This is a genomic window from Nocardia mexicana NBRC 108244, from assembly GCF_001613165.1.
GTDB lineage: Bacteria > Actinomycetota > Actinomycetes > Mycobacteriales > Mycobacteriaceae > Nocardia > Nocardia mexicana.
Genome location: NZ_BDBV01000079.1, coordinates 44,564 through 60,717 on the forward strand (window position 1 = coordinate 44,564; position 16,154 = coordinate 60,717).

Sequence of the window (16,154 nt, forward strand, 5' to 3'; positions counted from 1 at the left end):
GGCGTTCGCTTGGGTCGACCCGAATATAAGCCCGTGGGGCGACTGGGAGAACGCCAGAATCCGCCAGCTCGCGCGGCGACTCGGCTATGCCCTGTACTGGCCCGGCCCGTCCGCGCTCCCGCTGGTCGACCAAGCGCGCGCCGCTGACGTCGATGCAGTGATCACACCGTCGCCCGGCCATCTCGACGTGATCCAGCTACACGCACTGATGTGCATAGTCGACGTCGAAACTGTCGCCCCCCGAATGAGTTTCGCCCGTTGGACGATGCTCCCCTGTCAGGTCGGACAGACATGAACACCGCCACTGCCTGGTTGGTCCTCGTTGCACTCGTCGTGATCTTCGGCGGGGCGGTCAAAGTACTGCTACGCGGCGACTTCGACGACGAGACCGACGACTTCGGCGAGGCGCCCGCGAACACCTTCGAGATCGTGACCTATACGCACACCGCGCCGGGTCGGCCCTTCACCGTGCCGCAGGCCCATCGCGCCATGCAACAGCACCGGACCTGCCGCCGGGAGGACTGCCCACGCAAACGCGCCGCCTACCAGGCCCTGGTCGACGCCCGACACATCCGACCCGACTCCGGGCGCGCGTTCTGACCCCACAAGAGGCGGGAGCCAAGTTCCCGCACCCCCTGCACGTTCTCGCACCCTCTACAAGCGCTTGTACTGGGTGCGGGAAAGAGCGCGGGGTGCGGGAACGGGCCAGGGCGTATCAGACGGTGGAGGTGTGGTGGATGATGATGTTGCCGTAGGCGTTTCGTGCGTGGACGTGCACGGTGTCGCCGCTGTTCTGCGTGCGGCCGACGGGCCCTATCTGGTTCTGTACGGTACCGAAGGTTGCGTTGGTCTCCAACCGCGCCGCGCTGCCCGGGGCGATACCCACCTCCAGCTCGCCCATGGCCGTCTCCAGGCGCAGCTCGCCGCGGGTGGCCTCGCCGATCCGGATATCGCCCTTGGCGACCTTCGCGGTGACCGAGCCGAGCGGGCGCTCCACGATGATGTCGCCCGCGGAGACCTCCAGGTCACAGGCTCCGAGTGCGCCGATGCCCCGCAGCAAGCCCACCGCGGAGGCGGCCCTTAGCCGGGACCCCGTGGGCACCTCGATGGTGACCTCGATCGTCGGGTTGCCGCCGAACGGCGTGTGGGTCCGCCAGTCCTTGGCCGTCTTCACGGTCAGCGTGCCGCCGCTGAAATCGACGCGGGTCTGCTCGGCGGCGCGCACGTCGCCCTTCTTCGCCGCGTCGGCGGGACGGACGTCGACGACGGTGTCGCCGCGGTCGGAGGCGACGACGGTGACGGTGCCGGAGAGCACCTCGACGCTGAGGTCGATCGGCTCGGGGGTGGTGAATGTGGACATGACTCGAGCTCCTTGTGATTCGGGATGATTGCTACCGGTCCGGTTACGCCCAGGTGACCGGAAGCTCGTGAACGCCATAGATATTCATGTCGGTCCGGAGCTTCACCTCCTCGGCGGGGATCGCGAGCCGCAGGGCCGGGAAGCGCCGCACCAGACCGGCGAAACCGGCGCGCATCTCGATGCGGGCCAGCTGCTGGCCGAGGCACTGGTGGATGCCGTGGCCGAAGGACACCAGGCCGCGGGCCCGGCGGTGGATGTCCAGGGTGTCGGGGTCGTGGAAGCGCCGCGGATCGTGGTTGGCGGCCAGCAGCGAGACGACGACGGTCGACCCCTTGCCGATGGTTTCCCCGCCGAGCTCGATGTCCTCGGTGGCGTAGCGGTAGAAGATGTCGGCGACCGACAGATAGCGCAGGAGTTCCTCGACGGCCTCGGGAACCAGTTCCGAGTCGGCGCGCAGTTCGGCGAGCTGGTCCGGATTCTCCAGGAGCGCGAAGGTGCCCAGTCCCAGCATGTTCGCGGTGGTTTCGTGACCCGCGAGCAGCAGCAGGAACGCGATGCCGGTCAGCTCCTCGACGCTGAGGTCCTCGTCGCGCGCCAGGTCGGACAGGATGTCCTCGCCGGGTTCGGCGCGCTTGCTCATGACCAGTCCGGCCAGGTACGTGGTCATCGCGCCGTAGGCGCCCATCTTCTCCTCCAGCGACTGCTCCCGGACCAGGAACTTGGCGGAGTTGACCTGGAAGGTCGCCCGGTCCTCGTACGGGACGCCCAGCAGTTCGCAGATCACCAGCGACGGCACCGGCAGCGCGAACTCGGTGACCAGGTCGACCGGCGGGGTCAGCTTCGCCATCTCGTCGAGCTGCCGCTCGGTGATCTCGACGATGTGCTCCTCGAGCTGCTTCATGCGCTTGACGGTGAAGGCGCCGATGAGCTTGCGCCGCAGCCGGGTGTGGTCCGGCGGGTCCATGGCGACGAACAGGCCCGGAATCTGCGGGGACGGCTCGGTCTGCACGGGCATATCCGGGTTGTCCTCCACCGAGTGGACGATGCCGATGTCCTGGCGGGAGCTGAACCGGGTATCGGCCATGAGCTTGCGGACCTCGTCATAGCCGGTGACCAGCCAGCCCTCGTGGCCGTCGGGGAAGACCAGCGGGCTCACCGGGCGGGCCTCGCGCAGGCGGCTGATCTCGGCGGGCGGATTGAAGGGGCCCGCGGTGCGTTCGACGGGGAGGCCGTGGGGGACAGGAGCAGTCATCGGATTTTCCTTATCGAGTAGTAGAGATGACGGTGACCGGCGCTCGGGCCGGAGCGGGATCTAGGAGGAGACGAGGGTGATCGCGCCGGACGGGCACACCTGGACGGCCTCGCCGACGGCAGGTTCCAGATCGTGCGCGGGCGTGGAGTTCAGCAGCAGCACGCGGCCGTCCTCGTCGCTCTGGTCGAATACCGCGGGGGCGGTCATGACGCACATACCGGCGCCGATGCAGCGCTCGCGGTCCACTCGGATCTCCATCGGTCACCCCTTCCGCAGCGGGGAAGCTGCGATTGCCGTGCTGTTCATGGGAGTACTGTCGCCAACCCGGCTGACACCGCCCTGATACGCACCTGACACCGTCTGCGGCAGAATGGGCCGGTGCAGATCGGAATGCTTGGACCGCTCGACATCCGAGCAGATGACGGGGGATCGATCGAGGTGCCGGGCGTCCGGTTGCGGGCGCTGCTGGCCGCGCTCGCGCTCGAACCCGGCCGCTCGGTCCCGAAAACGACGCTGGTCGACTGGATCTGGGGTGAGAAGCCGCCGTCCGATGCGGCGAATGCCCTGCAGGCCCTGGTCTCCCGGCTGCGGCGACTGCTGCCCGACGGCTCGCTCGACGGGCAGGCGGGCGGCTACCGGCTGACCGTGGCGCCCGGCGCCGTCGACGCCGTCCGGTTCGAACAACTCCTCGAGCAGGCCCGTGGCGGCGGCGACGCGCACCGGGCCGACCTGCTGCGCGAGGCGCTCGACCTGTGGCGCGGCACCGCCTTGCAGGACGTCGGTGTGCGGGACAGCGAGGCTTTCGACGCGGTGATCACCCGTCTCGAGGGCCTGCGCGCGGCCGCGGCGGAGGATCGGTACGAGGCGGAGATCCGGCTCGGCCGGGGCGCGGAGCTGGTCCCCGAGCTGACCGAGCTGGTGGCCCGGGATCCGTTGCGGGAACGGCTGGTTGCCGCGCTGATGCGTGCGCTCGGCGCGGCGGGTCGCGGCAACGAGGCGCTGGTCGTGTACGAGCGCGCCCGCGAAGCCCTCGCCGACGAACTGGGCGCCGACCCCTCACCCGAGCTGTCCGAACTGCACGTCGCACTCCTGCGCGGTGAGGTGGGCGCTCGGAAGGAAGATCGCCGAACCAACCTGCGTGCCGAATTGACCAGCTTCGTCGGCAAATACGCCGACGTCGCCGTGGTGCGCGAACTCATCGCCGAACACCGGCTCACCACGTTGACCGGGCCCGGCGGTTCCGGGAAGACCAGGCTGGCCCTGGAAACCGCACGGACCATGCTCGACGACCTGCCGGACGGGGCGTGGCTGGTGGAACTGGCCTCCGTCGGCGCGCACGGTGATCTCGCGCAGTCGGCGCTCGCCGCGCTCGGGCTCCGGGACGCGCTGCTGGGCGGCGGATCCGATGCGGAACCGATCGACCGGCTCATCGCGGCCATCCGCGACCGCGAAACGCTGGTGATCCTGGACAACTGCGAGCACGTGATCGAGTCCGCGGCGGCCTTCGCCCACCGGCTGCTCGGCGAATGCCGCGGGCTGCGGATCCTCGCCACCAGCCGCGAACCGCTCGGCATCACCGGCGAGGCGCTGTGGCAGGTCGCGCCGCTCGCACTGCCGGCCGCGAACGCCGACCCGGCCGAGATCGAATCCTCCCCGGCCGTCCAGCTGTTCCGGGACCGCGCCGGTGCGGTCCGCAAGGATCTCACCGCCGATCCCCGTGCGCTGGCGACCATGGTGCGCGTGTGCCGGGCCCTCGACGGGATACCGCTGGCGATCGAGCTGGCCGCGGCCCGGCTGCGCACCATGTCCCTCGAACAGCTCGCCGACCGCCTCGCCGACCGGTTCCGCCTGCTGACCGGCGGCAGCCGCACCGCCATCCCGCAGCATCGGACGCTGCGCGCGGTCGTGGACTGGAGTTGGGAACTGCTCACCGATGCCGAGCGAATGGTGCTGCGCAGGCTCGCCGTATTCTCCGGCGGAACGAGTCTGGAAGCGGCAGAACGGGTTTGCGCGGCGGCGGCTAGCGGCCCCCAGGAACGGGAGGGCGGGACCGGTGCGGGCAGCAGTTCGATCGCGGGCGGGTCGAGCACCGCGGGTGGGCCGGAAGATCATGGGGGAGAAGGCAATGCGTCGGTCGAGCAGTGGGAGGTGCTCGAGCTGCTGACCGCGCTGACCGAGAAATCGCTGTTGCTCGCCGTCGACGACGGTACCGCCCCGCGCTACCGAATGCTCGACACGATCAGGCAGTACGCCCGGGACCGGCTCACGGAGTCGGGAGAGGCGGAACTCGCACGCCGAGCGCATCTTTCGTACTTCACCGATCTGGCCGCGACCGCGGAACCGCACCTGCGCCGCGCAGAGCAGGTGGAATGGCTCGCCACGCTCGGGGCCGAACACGACAATATCGCCGCGGCGATGCGCGGCGCGCTCGCGGCGGGCGACGCGGCCGAAGCGATGCCGCTCGCGGCGGCCGCGGGCTGGTACTGGTGGCTCGGCGGCCACAAGGCCGAGGGTCTGGAGCTGATCACCGCGGCCGCCGAACTGCCCGGCGAGGTGGAGGACGAGACCCGCGCCACCGTGTACGCGCTGGTGGTGCATTTCCTGTCCTCCGGCCCGAATGACGCCAGCCAGCTACAGGATTGGATCCGCAAGGCATCCCGGTTCGATCGGCACAGCGCGGCCCGGCACCCGACGATGGGCCTCATCGGCGCGCTGGAACGCCTGCTGGAAGGTCCGGACGCGATGCTGTCCGCGTTCGAGCCGCAGCTCACCGACGGCGACCCCTGGGTGCGCGCCCTGGCGCGCCTGCAGATGGGCAGGATGCGGATCGTGGTCGGCCGGGACGGGCAGGCGGCGGACGAGTACCTCGAGTCGGCGCTCACCGAATTCCGCGCCCTCGGCGAGCGCTGGGGGATGTCGTTCGCGCTGACCGAACTGGCGGATCGACTCGCCGGGCGCGGCGAATTCGCCTCCGCCTGTGAACTTTTCGACCAGGCGATAACGGTGGTCACCCCGGTCGGCACGCTCGAGGACGTCGCCCGGATCCGATCGCGGCAGGCGCAGCTGTACCGGCTGCTGGACGACCCCGTAGCGAGCGCGGCCGCCCTGGCCGAGGCGGAGCATTACGCGGATCGGGCCGCCTGGCCCAACGCACTGGCCATGCTGGCCCTGGAGAAGGCGGAGCTGGCCCGGTGGAGCGGTGACACCGAGCAGGTGTATCGCCAAATCGACGTCGCGACAACAATATTGGGCAGCGATTCGGAGCTGGCGAACGTCCGGGCGCAGGTCCGAAACCTGCTCGGTTACCTCGCGGCAGATCTCGGCGAGGCCCGCGAGCACCACGCCGCGGCCTTCCGTGCGGCCTCCGAGGCCGGATACGCGCCACTCACGGCCCGGACCCTCGTCGGGGTCGCGGACCTGGCGCTGCGCGAGGAACAGGACCGGCAGGCCGTGCGGCTGCTCGCGGCGAGCGCCGAGGTCCGCGGGCTGCCCGACCGCTCGCTGCCGGACCGGGCGCGGATCGAGCAGACAGCACGAGATCGCCTCGGCGAAGCGGACTTCACCGAGGCGATGGCGGAGGGTGCGATGGCGGATCCACAGGAGCTGGTCGCGGCTACGCTCGCTTGTTGAACGTGGCCCGGGACCACAGGTATCCGACGAGGGCGAACCCGGCGCACCAGGCGAGCGCGGCGGCGGTGTAGCCGCCCGACGGATGGCCGCCGAGAAACCCGCGCAGCGATTCGATGATCGGAGTGAACGGCTGATACTGCGCGAACTGCCGCACGCCCTGTCCCATCTTGTCCGCCGGGACGACCGCGCTGCTCAGGAAGGGCAGCATGATCAACGGCACCACGGCCATGCCCGCGGACTCCGGGGTCTTCGCCGCCATGCCCGCTGCGACCGTGAGCCAGGCCGCCGCGAACGAGGTCGCGGCCATGACGCCGATCGCACCCAGCCAGTCGAGTGCGGTCGCGGACGGCCGGAACCCCAGCGCGAAGGCCACGCCGATGACGGCCGCGATGGCCACCGCATTGGTGACGATGGTGGCCGCGACATGCCCGGTCAGCACGGCGCCGCGGGAGACGTCCATGACCTTGAATCGGTTGATGATGCCCTTCGCCATATCGGAACTCACCGATACCGCGGTGCCCGACAGCCCGTAGCTGATGGCCAGCAGCAGCATGCCCGGTGTCGCGTAGTCGATGTAGTCCTCGCCGACGTCGAAGGCGCTGCCGAAGACGTACACGAAGATCAGCATCATCACGACCGGCATCAGCGCCGCGTTGAAGATGGTGACCGGGGTCCGGACGGTGTGTTTGAAGTTGCGCCGCAACATGATCGACGAATCGGCCAGGGACGCTGTGATGGTGCTCATTTTTCGACAACCTCCGTGGTCGCGTGTCCGGTCAGGGAAAGGAAAACGTCATCGAGATCGGGGGTGTGGACCGAGACCTCCTCGGCCTCGAGCGAGTACTCGGCGAGCCGATCCAGCAGGTGGCGAAGGAATTTCGTGCCGCCGTTGCCGGGGACCCGCAGCGCCAGGGCCTCGTCGTCGCGGGTGGCGCCGGGCAGAATCCGTTGCGCCGCATCCAGTTCCGTGACGGTGGTGAAGCGGAGCCGGACGTGGCTGCCGGGCACGCGGCGCTTGAGCTCCTCGGGGGTGCCCTCGGCGACGATGCGTCCCTGGTCGAGTACCGCGATGCGGTCGGCCAGCTGGTCGGCTTCCTCGAGGTACTGGGTGGTGAGGAATATCGTCACACCGCCGGAGGTCAGGTCCCGCACGATCTCCCACATCGTGCGGCGGCTGCGCGGATCCAGCCCGGTGGTCGGCTCGTCCAGGAATACGATGTCCGGCTTGGTGACCAGCGTCATCGCCAGGTCCAGCTTCCGGCGCATGCCGCCGGAGTAGGTGGCCGCCCGCTTGTGCGCCGACTCCGCCAGATCGAATCGTTCCAGCAGGTCGGTGATGACGCGCTTGCTCTCGCCGCCGCGCAGGCGGTGCAGGTCCGCCATCAGTTGCAGGTTCTCTTCTCCCGTCAGCAGTTCGTCCACCGCCGCGAACTGGCCGGTGACCCCGATCGCCGCGCGCACCGCCTTGGTCTCGGTCGCGATGTCGTGTCCGGCGACGCGCGCCGTGCCGCCGTCGGCCTGCAGCAGCGTGGTCAGGACGTTCACCGTCGTGGTCTTGCCCGCCCCGTTCGGACCGAGCAGGGAGAAGATCGAACCGGCGCCGATATTCAGATCGATGCCGTCGAGGACCGTCTTGTCCCCGTACGCCTTCCGCAGCCCGGAGGCCGCAATTGCTGTGCTGTTCATGGCTGTACTGTCGCGATCCCGGCTGATACGGCCCTGATGCCGACCTGATACGGCCGCTGACAGGCCCGGCGGCGGTGTGGCAGAAAATTGATGGAACATGTCTTCTCGGCCACTTGGCCGGAAGGTGAGCCTTGGACACAGTGGTCTCATGACTGGAACCACGGAGACGGGCGTGCGGAGGACCACGGTCGAGGTCGACGGCCACGCGGCCAGCTACCTGACCGCGGGCGAGGGCGGCCCGCCGGTGCTGCTGCTGCACGGGACGTATTGGAGCCGGGTGTGGCAGCCGGTGCTGGGCCGCCTCGCGGCGGCGGGGCTGCGGCCCGTCGCGGTCGACCTCCCCGGACTGGGGCGATCGGGAGGGGAGCTCACGCCGGAGACGGCCACCGTCCCCGCCCTGGCCGAGTGGGTGGTGCGATTCGCCGCGGCGCTGCGGCTCCCCGGGCCGATCGCCGTGGCGGCGCACGATATCGGCGGGGCCGTCGCCCAGCACCTGCTCGCCCATGAGCTGCTGGGGATTTCGCGGCTGGCCCTGGTCAACTCGGTGTCCTACGACTCCTGGCCCGCGCCGCACGTGGCCCGGTTCCGGGACAGCTCCGCGGCGGACGACATTCTCGCCGCCCGTCGGCAGGCCGTGACATCCGCGCTCGCCGGCGCCGCCACCGAGGCGCTGATCGCCGAGTATGTGGATCCGTGGACCGATCCGCGGGTCCGCCGCTCCTGGCTGGCGCTGGCGAGCGCCGCCGACAGCCGCTACACGCTGGATCTCGTTCCCGCGCTGCGGCAATCGGTGACGCCCAAGTTATTGATATGGGGCGAGGACGACGGCTTCGAAAGGGTCGAGTACGCGGAGAAGTTCGCTCTCGAGATCCCGCACACCACGCTCATCCGGATCCCCGGCGCCGACCACATCCCGACGGAGAACGCCCCCGGCCCGATCGCCGATGCCCTCGTCGACTTCTTCATGAGGTGACAGTCGGCCCGGCCCCCAATTCCTGCGGCATTGGTCCCGAGTCGCCTCATCGGCACCGGCACCCCCGCTACCATCGGGAAATTGTGCTCGAGGGGTCGTCCGATCCGCAGGAGTCGCACGCCGATCGGATTTCCGTGGTCAGCACTGGGATCCTCAGGAGGCGGGCATGTTCGGAAGAAAAATCGCGTTGATCCTGGCCGCGGGCGCCTCGATCACGGCGCTGTGCGCGGCGCCCGCCGGTGCCGACGCGGACGACGACTTCATCACGCTGAACCCGGTGGTCACGAATCAGCCCGGCGGGCTGCAGGCCACCGGAACCTTCACGTGCACAGGCGGTATCGGCTATCTCGATGTGTCGGCGCAGATGGATACCACCGGCAGCGGCACGATCCAGCTGGTCAGCTCCCCGCCGGGTATCACCCTGCACTGCACCGGCCGCACCGAGACCTGGACCGCCAAGCTCGTCCCGGCCAACGGCCAGCAGGTGCTGGTCCCTTACACCACCGGAACGGGCCACGCCCAGCTGAACCGGAAGTATTGGCAGGCCGACTCGGGCCAGGTCGCCCTTCACACGTGATGCTCGTGTTCCAGCGCGGGCAGGCGATGCCGGGTTGTGCGCTCGTTCATCGGATCGCGGTGGCTTCAGCCGGTTGTGTTGCGCGGCAGCAGGCCTCGGGTCAGGCGGGTCACCGTCTCGTCCAGTAGGTCGTCGATGCCTTCCGGGGCGACCAACCCGGAGGTGACGAAGCTGACCAGCCCCTGCAGGGCGACGGCGACCGTCCAGCCGATGCGCATCGGGTCGCCCTCGACGATCTCGCCGCGCGCCTGGGCCGCGGCGGTCAGCGCGACCGGAACGGCGAAGGCGTCCTCGACCGCGGCGGCAACCTCCGTCCCCGCGGCGGGGCTGTGCTTGCGGGCGAACATCAGGGTGAGCAATGCCGGGTTGTCGAGGGCGAAGTCGACGTAGGCGCGCGCCAGGACGCGGAACTGCCGCTCGAACGATTGCCCCTCGGCCGCGGCCGCCGCGCCGCGATTGGCCTCGCCGATCCGCTGAAATCCCCTGAGCGCCAAGGCATCCAGAAGTGCCTGCTTGTCCGGGAAATGGCGGCTGGGCGCATTGTGCGTGACGCCCACCTCGCGGGCGAGCCGACGCAGCGAGAGTTGCTCGGCGCCGTGTTCGCGCAGGGCCTGCTCCGCGCGTTCGAGGAGCTGGTCGCGGAGGCCACCGTGGTGGTACGGGCGATCGGCAGACATGGTGAGCACGAGCCTAACCGATGTGGGCATTGACCACTTTGTGGTCAGTGTCTACATTGGGGATATGTCGAGCTACCGAGGACGGCCATGAGCGATCTCTATCACCGGGTGCTGCGCGCCCATAAGTGGATCTACGAGAATTCCCGCGGGCTGGCCGGTCACCGTCTCCTGTTCGGCAACCCGACCCTGTTGCTGCACACCGTCGGCCGCAGATCCGGCCTGCCTCGCACCACGGCATTGACCTATGCCCGCGACGGCCGGGCCTACCTGGTGGTGGCCTCCGCCGGCGGCGCGCCTACCCCGCCCGACTGGCTGGCCAATCTCGAGGCCCGGCCCGAATGCTCGATCCGAATCGGCCCGCGCACCCGCCGCGCCCGGGCCCGCATCACCCTCCCCGCCGACCCGGACTACGCCCGCCGCTGGTCGATCCTCGACGCCGTGAACAAGGGCCGATTCACCACCCATCAGCAGAAGACCCAGCGCACGATCCCGATAGTCGAACTCGAACCGACGACGTGATGAAAACTGTTGAACCCCAGTAATTTGCGAATCAAGGTTCCGGTTGCGCGAACCCGTCGCGTGGCAGGCTCGCCTGGTAGCGGCCGGGGGTCTGGCCGAGGATCGCCGTGAAGGCGTCGATGAAGCTCGTGGTGTTGGCCCAGCCGCACAGGCTGGATGTCCGGGTGACGCTGCGGCCGTCCATGAGGTGCACGAGAGCGTGCTGGACGCGCAGTTGGGCGCGCCACTGATGGAAGCTCATGCCGAGTTCGGCATGGAACAGCCTGCTGAGGGTCCGTTCCCCGGCCCCGACGACCCGGCCCAGTTCGGTCAGCGAGGATCCGTCGGCGGGGTCGGTGTGCAGCAGGTCGGTCACCGCGCGGAGCCGGTCGTCGCGCGGTCTGGGCAGGTGCAGCGGCTGCTCGGGCGTTTCGAGCAGTTCGTCGACGATGACCCGGCGCAGTCGCAGCGCCGCATCCTTCGCCGGTCTCCGAGGGCCGGTCAGCCGCAGCACCGCCGCGCGCAGCAGCGGTGAGGCGGCGAATACGGTCGGCCGGTCCGGCAGGGCGCCGGACAGGGCCTTCGGCAGCAGCAGCGTCCGCACGTCGGTTTCGCCGTACGCGCGATGCTCGTGGTCGAAGCCCGCCGGGGTCCAGCTGACACGGTTGGCGGGTGTGATCCACACGCCGCTCTCCGTCGTGGTCGAGAGGATCCCGCGCGACGGGTAGATCAGCTGGCCCCGAGGGTGCCGATGGGTAGCCATGCGTCCGCCGTGCAGCCAGAGCCGGGCGGACTCCGGCGCGGGCACGAACTGGCGGGTTTCTGGCATAGATTGTCATTTTACCGGTGGTTGTCGAGGTGTTGATCAACAACAGTGGAGCCATGGGCAAGGAGGACTCCATGGGCGACAACCGAATCGAAGACCGCCAGGCGATCGCCGAATTGACGACCGGCTGGATCCATCGGGACAGGGAGCGGTGGGACGAGCTGGCCGAGTTGTTCCACGAGGACGCCACGCTGCGGATCCTGTGGTTCTCCGGCTCGGCCCGCGACTTCATCGACGGCTCGCGCCGCATGGGGCATGGGCGCCTGCGCAGCAAACACTTCCTCGGCGCTCCCGCCATCCGCTTCGCCGGGGACCGCGCATTCGTCGAGACCAACGCGATTCTCCTCGCGCAACTCGCCGATGTGCCGATCGGCGCGACCATCCACAACCGCTTCCTCGATCGCATGAGCCGACGCGCAGGGGTCTGGCGCATCGAGCATCGCGACTCCGTCTACGACATGGGCGGATTCACCTATCCGTTCGGCGTCGCGGGCGCCCCGGACATCGACGCGGAATCGCTGTCCGGCCGCCATCCCCGGGAGTACGCCGCACTCGCCTACCTGCTCGAAACCGCCGGGTACCCGGTGACCGGCACATTTCCGACCCGGTTCGGCGAGCAGGAGGCGGCGATCCTGGAAGCGGGCCGCGCATGGTTGGCTGAGACAGAAGCCGCTCGGTAAGGGCCGCAATGGATCTCGTCGAGATCACCGAGTCACCGATCCTGCGCATCGATCGACACGGAGCGGAAGCGCGCAGAACCATCGGCTGGCATGCGCACGACGAAGCGATGCTGCTGTGGTCGGCCACCGCGACCGTGACGATGAGTACCCCCGCGCGCGACTGGCTCGTCCCTCCCGGATACGGCCTGTGGGTGCCGCCCGGGATCGAGCACGCGGAGACGGCCCTGCGGGCGGGCGAGCTCTGCGTCGTCCGATTCGCGCCGAACCGCTGCCCCGTCTCCTGGATCGAACCCACCGGCGTATCCACCGGCCCCCTGCTGCGCGAGCTGGTTCTATACCTGCACGCGGCCGATCCGGACGATCCCGGTCGCAGGCATGCCGAACCGCTGGTCTTCGACCTCCTCACGCCGTTGCCCGTCAATGTCATCGACGTGGTCATGCCCACGGATCCGCGGGTGCGGTCGATCGCCGAGCAGATCGTCGCCGACCCGAGCGACACCCGCGACCTCGCTTTCTGGGCGCACCAGGTGCATGCGGGGGTCCGTACGCTGTCCCGCCTGTTCGTCAGTGAAACCGGTCTGACCTTCGCGCAGTGGCGCACGCACGTCCGCATGCGGGCCGCGGCCCGGTACCTGGCTGACGGCCGCTCCGTCGGTGCCACCGCGCGGGCCGTCGGCTATCGCAAACCCAGCGCCTTCATCGCCGCGTTCCGCCGGTCGACGGGCCGGACGCCGGGCACCTATCTCCAGGGCTAGCTGATCGAACGGAATCCACCTCGGCCACAAGGACATCGGTGGCCGATTCGGGGTAGTTGTCGGCAGCTGTGCGGCAGGAAGGTCACCTTACGGTGGGCATCGAACAGACGTCGCCAATTCCTTTGGAGGACAACAAATGTATGCCTTGGATGATGCCTCGGTATCGGTATCCGAGCGCAGGGTGCGCACCGGTTGGATGGTCGCGGCGCTTATGCTCGGCGTCCTGGTCTACGGCATCCTCGCGACCGTCGTCACCCCGGCGCTCACCCTGCTCCAACACGAACTGCACACCTCGGTCGGCGACGTGACGTGGCTGCTGACCGCCTACCTCTTGGCCGCGGCGGTCGGCACCGCGGTACTCGGGCGGCTGGGCGACATGTTCGGCAAGCGGCGGATGCTGCTCGTCTCCCTGGCGCTGATGGCCGCGGGAACATTGATCTCGGCCGTCGGTGGCGTCCTACCCGTCGTGGTCGCCGGGCGCGTACTGCAGGGCATGGCCGGGGGACTCCTGCCGCTCGCGTTCGCGATCATTCGCGACGAGCTCCCGCACGAACGCGTGGGTCACGCGATCGGCGCCGTATCCGCGATGATCGGGGTCGGCGCCGGCGTCGGCGTGATCCTGCCCGGTCTCGTCGCGGCGGGGCCCGGCTGGCAGTGGCTGTTCTGGATTCCCCTCGCGCTCACCGTGATTGCGATCGTCGGCACGCGGGTGTTCATCGCCGAATCGCCCGTGCGTCCCGGCGGGCGGGTGAACTGGGTGAACGCGGCCCTGCTGACGATCGGCATCGCGGCCCTCCTGATCGCCCTCAGTGAGGGCTCGTCCTGGGGCTGGACGTCCGGGCCGACACTGGGCCTGCTGCTCGGCGGCGCCGCGGTCTGCGCGCTGTGGGCGGTGGCCGAGTCGATCAGCACCCGCCCGCTGATCAACGTATCCCTGATGCGGGTCCGCGCGCTGTGGACGACCAACATCACCGCGTTCCTGCTGGGGGCGGCGATGTTCTCGTCGACCGCCGTGTACCCGATCTTCGCGCAGCTGCCGACGAGCACCGGATTCGGTTACGGCGCAACGACACTCGTCTGCGGCCTGTACATGCTTCCGTATTCGGTCGCGATCGCCGTCGCGGGGTCGCTCGCCGGGCGCATCGCCCGCGGGCTCGGCTTCCTCGCGGCGCTCGTCGCCGGATGCGTGATCTGTGCCGTCGGCAGCGGGTACATGGCCGTTCGCTACCACCATCCCCTCGACATGATGATCAGCCTGGCCGTCTTCGGATTCGGCCTCGGGATCGCCACCTCGGCGCTGGCCACGGTGGTGGTGCACGCCGCGCCCGGCGGACAGGTGGGCGAGACGACCGGGATGAACCAGGTGATCCGAATGATCGGCGGCGCGGTCGGAACCCAGGTCGTCTCGACGCTCATCGCGAGCAACCGCCACGGCGGGGTTCCCACCCTCGCCGGCTTCACCAAATCCTATGTGGCGGAAGTCGTTTTCATGATCCTGGCCGCCGCCGCAGCCCTACTCGCGACGACATCGGGCCGCCTCCGGACAACCGAGGTGGTTCCTCACGCGGGGTCCGGGCTGTGATCGGCGGTGCGGAGGGGCGCGCCGACGTGGTGCAGGTGCCGCAGCGCCTCGCGGTAGGAGGCGATCAGTCCCGTCTCGTGGTACGGAACGCCGATCTCGGCGCAGTAGTCGCGGACGATCACCTGGGCGGCACGGAGATTCGGCGTCGGCATGCTCGGGAACAGGTGGTGTTCGATCTGGTAGTTGAGTCCGCCGAGGGCGATATCGGTCAGCGCTCCGCCCCGCACGTTGCGTGAGGTCAGCACCTGTCGGCGGAGATAGTCCGGGCGATCGTCGCCGGTCAGGGTCGGCATGCCCTTGTGGTTCGGTGCGAAGATGCAGCCCATGTACAGGCCGAACAGCGCCTGGTGGACGGCGAGGAACGCAAAAGCCTTGTCGGCGGGCAGGATTGCGAACAGGGCCACGAGATAGGCGGCGAAGTGGCCGAAGAGCAGCCCGCCCTCCAGCGCGCGGTGCTTGACGGATCGCTTCGCGAGCGCGCGGACGCCCGACCCATGCAGGTTCAGGCCCTCCAGCAGCAACATGGGGAAGAACAGAAACGCCTGCGCCTTCCCGATGAGCCGAGGCAGGCCGCGGCTGGCCCGCGCCTGGCGCTGCGACCAGACCAGAATGTCGGGCGCCACATCGGGATCGAGCTCCTCGTGGTTCGGATTGGCGTGATGCCGGGTGTGCTTGTCCTGCCACCACCCGTACGCCAGGCCGATCCCGGCGTTGCCGACGACCCGGCCCACGATCTCCGTCGGCCGCCGCAGCCGGAAGACCTGCCGATGCGCGACATCGTGCATGACCAGCGCGACCTGGGCAAACGTCACGGCCATGACCGCCGCCACCAACAGCGTCCACCACGAGTCTCCGACGAGGAAGAACGCCACCCATCCGCCCACGAACGCCGATCCGACAAGCCCGAGCCGGATCGCGTAGTAGGTGGGACGCCGCTCCATCAGCCCCGCCGCGGAGATCCGGCGCAGCAGCCGGGCGTAATCACCCTCGGCGCCCCGCCGCGACGATCGTGAAACTGACTCTGGGACCAAGGCCGATGTCGTCATAGAACCCGAAGCTAACGGCCGTTTTCTCGTTGAATGTAATCCCTTGGTATGACATGGAATAGGGCCGTGGTGTGATAGAAGGTTCGCCTGGCCGCCGGGCGTAAGTGTTGCGCGGCTAATATTAACCAGTCAAGACGCTGGTAGTCTCGCGCCGTGGATGATGGACTCGGCGATTTGCTGCACCGCGTGGTGTTCCTGCTCGGAGAGGCCACGCGGCGGCGCGTGGACGACTCCGGCGAGCTGAGCTACAGCCAGATGCGGCTGCTGGGGATGTTGGAGGATATCCAGCCGGTGACTCAGCATCAGCTGGCGCAGGCGCTGTCGGTATCGGATCCGGCGATCAGCCGGGCCCTGCGCCCACTCGAAGCGGCCGGATTCGTACGGGTCGACCCCGATCCCGAGCACGGACGGCGACGGCTGGTCAGCACCACCGAAGCGGGCCGGGGCGCTTTCCGTTCCAGCGGCAAGCCGCTCTACGACGAGCTGCGCAACGCCCTGGTCGAGGCGGGATTCCCGTACGAACGCTACCTGCGCGACACCGCCCAGCTGGCCAAGCTCCTCGAGTCGCCCAGGTAGTTGCTGCACTCTCATGAGTCTTGACTGGTTAATATT

At 69.0% G+C, this 16,154-nt stretch carries 17 protein-coding genes; 9 read left to right on the forward strand and 8 right to left on the reverse strand.

Translation table 11 applies throughout. The annotated features are described in order from the left end of the window. Positions 1-291 precede the first annotated feature (291 nt). Complete coding sequence (locus NM1_RS29340) at positions 292-600, forward strand: hypothetical protein (protein ID WP_068027063.1); 309 nt, start codon at positions 292-294, stop codon at positions 598-600. A 115-nt stretch (positions 601-715) separates the two neighbouring features. On the opposite strand, the gene NM1_RS29345 is transcribed toward NM1_RS29340, so the two are convergent. From NM1_RS29345 to NM1_RS29355, 3 genes are read right to left on the reverse strand one after another with little or no spacing between them, the layout of a single operon-like run. Further along, positions 716-1,360: a DUF4097 family beta strand repeat-containing protein gene (locus NM1_RS29345; RefSeq protein ID WP_068027065.1), complete on the reverse strand. Its 645-nt coding sequence runs from the start codon at positions 1,358-1,360 to the stop codon at positions 716-718. 43 nt (positions 1,361-1,403) lie between these two features. After that, positions 1,404-2,612, reverse strand: coding sequence for a cytochrome P450 (locus tag NM1_RS29350; RefSeq protein WP_068027069.1), 1,209 nt, complete (start codon positions 2,610-2,612; stop codon positions 1,404-1,406). Positions 2,613-2,672: 60 nt separating this feature from the next. Further along, the gene (locus NM1_RS29355) at positions 2,673-2,870 is read right to left on the reverse strand and encodes a ferredoxin (RefSeq protein WP_068027072.1); all 198 of its coding nucleotides are present in this window, start codon (positions 2,868-2,870) and stop codon (positions 2,673-2,675) included. Positions 2,871-2,990: 120 nt separating this feature from the next. Here NM1_RS29355 and NM1_RS29360 point away from each other — a divergent pair, with 120 nt between their 5' ends. Next, positions 2,991-6,242 carry an ATP-binding protein gene (locus tag NM1_RS29360; protein ID WP_068027076.1) on the forward strand — a complete coding sequence of 1,084 codons (3,252 nt, stop codon included), beginning with the start codon at positions 2,991-2,993 and terminating at the stop codon, positions 6,240-6,242. On the opposite strand, the gene NM1_RS29365 is transcribed toward NM1_RS29360, so the two are convergent. Continuing rightward, positions 6,226-6,987: an ABC transporter permease gene (locus NM1_RS29365; RefSeq protein WP_068027079.1), complete on the reverse strand. Its 762-nt coding sequence runs from the start codon at positions 6,985-6,987 to the stop codon at positions 6,226-6,228. The two genes, NM1_RS29360 and NM1_RS29365, sit on opposite strands and share 17 nt — an antisense overlap. Then, positions 6,984-7,928: an ATP-binding cassette domain-containing protein gene (locus NM1_RS29370; protein WP_068027082.1), complete on the reverse strand. Its 945-nt coding sequence runs from the start codon at positions 7,926-7,928 to the stop codon at positions 6,984-6,986. The genes NM1_RS29365 and NM1_RS29370 overlap by 4 nt, the downstream gene beginning before the upstream one ends. Positions 7,929-8,076: 148 nt before the next feature. Between NM1_RS29370 and NM1_RS29375 the strand changes: the two genes are divergently transcribed. Next, positions 8,077-8,901, forward strand: coding sequence for an alpha/beta fold hydrolase (locus NM1_RS29375; protein ID WP_068027085.1), 825 nt, complete (start codon positions 8,077-8,079; stop codon positions 8,899-8,901). A 166-nt stretch (positions 8,902-9,067) separates the two neighbouring features. Further along, positions 9,068-9,478 carry a hypothetical protein gene (locus NM1_RS29380; protein WP_147289127.1) on the forward strand — a complete coding sequence of 137 codons (411 nt, stop codon included), beginning with the start codon at positions 9,068-9,070 and terminating at the stop codon, positions 9,476-9,478. A 65-nt stretch (positions 9,479-9,543) separates the two neighbouring features. Here NM1_RS29380 and NM1_RS29385 read toward each other — a convergent pair whose 3' ends face one another. Next, positions 9,544-10,155, reverse strand: coding sequence for a TetR/AcrR family transcriptional regulator (locus tag NM1_RS29385; protein ID WP_068027191.1), 612 nt, complete (start codon positions 10,153-10,155; stop codon positions 9,544-9,546). 87 nt (positions 10,156-10,242) lie between these two features. On the opposite strand from NM1_RS29385, the gene NM1_RS29390 reads away from it, so the two are divergent. Next, entirely contained in the window at positions 10,243-10,674 is a 432-nt protein-coding gene (locus NM1_RS29390; protein ID WP_068027091.1) for a nitroreductase/quinone reductase family protein, read from the forward strand. Positions 10,675-10,705: 31 nt separating this feature from the next. Here NM1_RS29390 and NM1_RS29395 read toward each other — a convergent pair whose 3' ends face one another. After that, entirely contained in the window at positions 10,706-11,482 is a 777-nt protein-coding gene (locus NM1_RS29395; RefSeq protein WP_068027093.1) for an AraC family transcriptional regulator, read from the reverse strand. Between the two features lie 71 nt (positions 11,483-11,553). Here NM1_RS29395 and NM1_RS29400 point away from each other — a divergent pair, with 71 nt between their 5' ends. The 3 genes from NM1_RS29400 to NM1_RS29410 all read left to right on the forward strand — a co-directional run bounded on the left by NM1_RS29400 (position 11,554) and on the right by NM1_RS29410 (position 14,496). Continuing rightward, on the forward strand, positions 11,554-12,159 hold the full coding sequence (locus NM1_RS29400) for a nuclear transport factor 2 family protein (protein ID WP_068027194.1): 606 nt from the start codon (positions 11,554-11,556) through the stop codon (positions 12,157-12,159). Between the two features lie 8 nt (positions 12,160-12,167). After that, positions 12,168-12,914: a helix-turn-helix transcriptional regulator gene (locus NM1_RS29405; RefSeq protein WP_068027096.1), complete on the forward strand. Its 747-nt coding sequence runs from the start codon at positions 12,168-12,170 to the stop codon at positions 12,912-12,914. 136 nt (positions 12,915-13,050) lie between these two features. After that, entirely contained in the window at positions 13,051-14,496 is a 1,446-nt protein-coding gene (locus NM1_RS29410; protein ID WP_068027099.1) for an MFS transporter, read from the forward strand. Here the strand turns inward: NM1_RS29410 and NM1_RS29415 are convergent. Continuing rightward, on the reverse strand, positions 14,475-15,542 hold the full coding sequence (locus NM1_RS29415; protein ID WP_068027102.1) for a fatty acid desaturase family protein: 1,068 nt from the start codon (positions 15,540-15,542) through the stop codon (positions 14,475-14,477). The two genes, NM1_RS29410 and NM1_RS29415, sit on opposite strands and share 22 nt — an antisense overlap. A 153-nt stretch (positions 15,543-15,695) precedes the next feature. On the opposite strand from NM1_RS29415, the gene NM1_RS29420 reads away from it, so the two are divergent. Then, positions 15,696-16,118 (forward strand): MarR family winged helix-turn-helix transcriptional regulator, encoded by a 423-nt coding sequence (locus tag NM1_RS29420; protein WP_068027105.1) that lies wholly within the window; start codon positions 15,696-15,698, stop codon positions 16,116-16,118. Positions 16,119-16,154 lie beyond the last annotated feature (36 nt).

What these genes read in the sequence shown, in the direction of transcription:
- NM1_RS29400 (WP_068027194.1), top strand. Translation starts at nt 11,554, where the DNA reads ATGGGCGACAACCGAATCGAAGACCGCCAGGCGATCGCCGAATTGACG.
- NM1_RS29345 (WP_068027065.1), bottom strand. Translation starts at nt 1,360, where the DNA reads ATGTCCACATTCACCACCCCCGAGCCGATCGACCTCAGCGTCGAGGTG.
- NM1_RS29385 (WP_068027191.1), bottom strand. Translation starts at nt 10,155, where the DNA reads ATGTCTGCCGATCGCCCGTACCACCACGGTGGCCTCCGCGACCAGCTC.
- NM1_RS29405 (WP_068027096.1), top strand. Translation starts at nt 12,168, where the DNA reads ATGGATCTCGTCGAGATCACCGAGTCACCGATCCTGCGCATCGATCGA.
- NM1_RS29350 (WP_068027069.1), bottom strand. Translation starts at nt 2,612, where the DNA reads ATGACTGCTCCTGTCCCCCACGGCCTCCCCGTCGAACGCACCGCGGGC.
- NM1_RS29390 (WP_068027091.1), top strand. Translation starts at nt 10,243, where the DNA reads ATGAGCGATCTCTATCACCGGGTGCTGCGCGCCCATAAGTGGATCTAC.
- NM1_RS29340 (WP_068027063.1), top strand. Translation starts at nt 292, where the DNA reads ATGAACACCGCCACTGCCTGGTTGGTCCTCGTTGCACTCGTCGTGATC.
- NM1_RS29365 (WP_068027079.1), bottom strand. Translation starts at nt 6,987, where the DNA reads ATGAGCACCATCACAGCGTCCCTGGCCGATTCGTCGATCATGTTGCGG.
- NM1_RS29395 (WP_068027093.1), bottom strand. Translation starts at nt 11,482, where the DNA reads ATGCCAGAAACCCGCCAGTTCGTGCCCGCGCCGGAGTCCGCCCGGCTC.
- NM1_RS29380 (WP_147289127.1), top strand. Translation starts at nt 9,068, where the DNA reads ATGTTCGGAAGAAAAATCGCGTTGATCCTGGCCGCGGGCGCCTCGATC.
- NM1_RS29410 (WP_068027099.1), top strand. Translation starts at nt 13,051, where the DNA reads ATGTATGCCTTGGATGATGCCTCGGTATCGGTATCCGAGCGCAGGGTG.
- NM1_RS29355 (WP_068027072.1), bottom strand. Translation starts at nt 2,870, where the DNA reads ATGGAGATCCGAGTGGACCGCGAGCGCTGCATCGGCGCCGGTATGTGC.
- NM1_RS29415 (WP_068027102.1), bottom strand. Translation starts at nt 15,542, where the DNA reads ATGACGACATCGGCCTTGGTCCCAGAGTCAGTTTCACGATCGTCGCGG.
- NM1_RS29370 (WP_068027082.1), bottom strand. Translation starts at nt 7,928, where the DNA reads ATGAACAGCACAGCAATTGCGGCCTCCGGGCTGCGGAAGGCGTACGGG.
- NM1_RS29375 (WP_068027085.1), top strand. Translation starts at nt 8,077, where the DNA reads ATGACTGGAACCACGGAGACGGGCGTGCGGAGGACCACGGTCGAGGTC.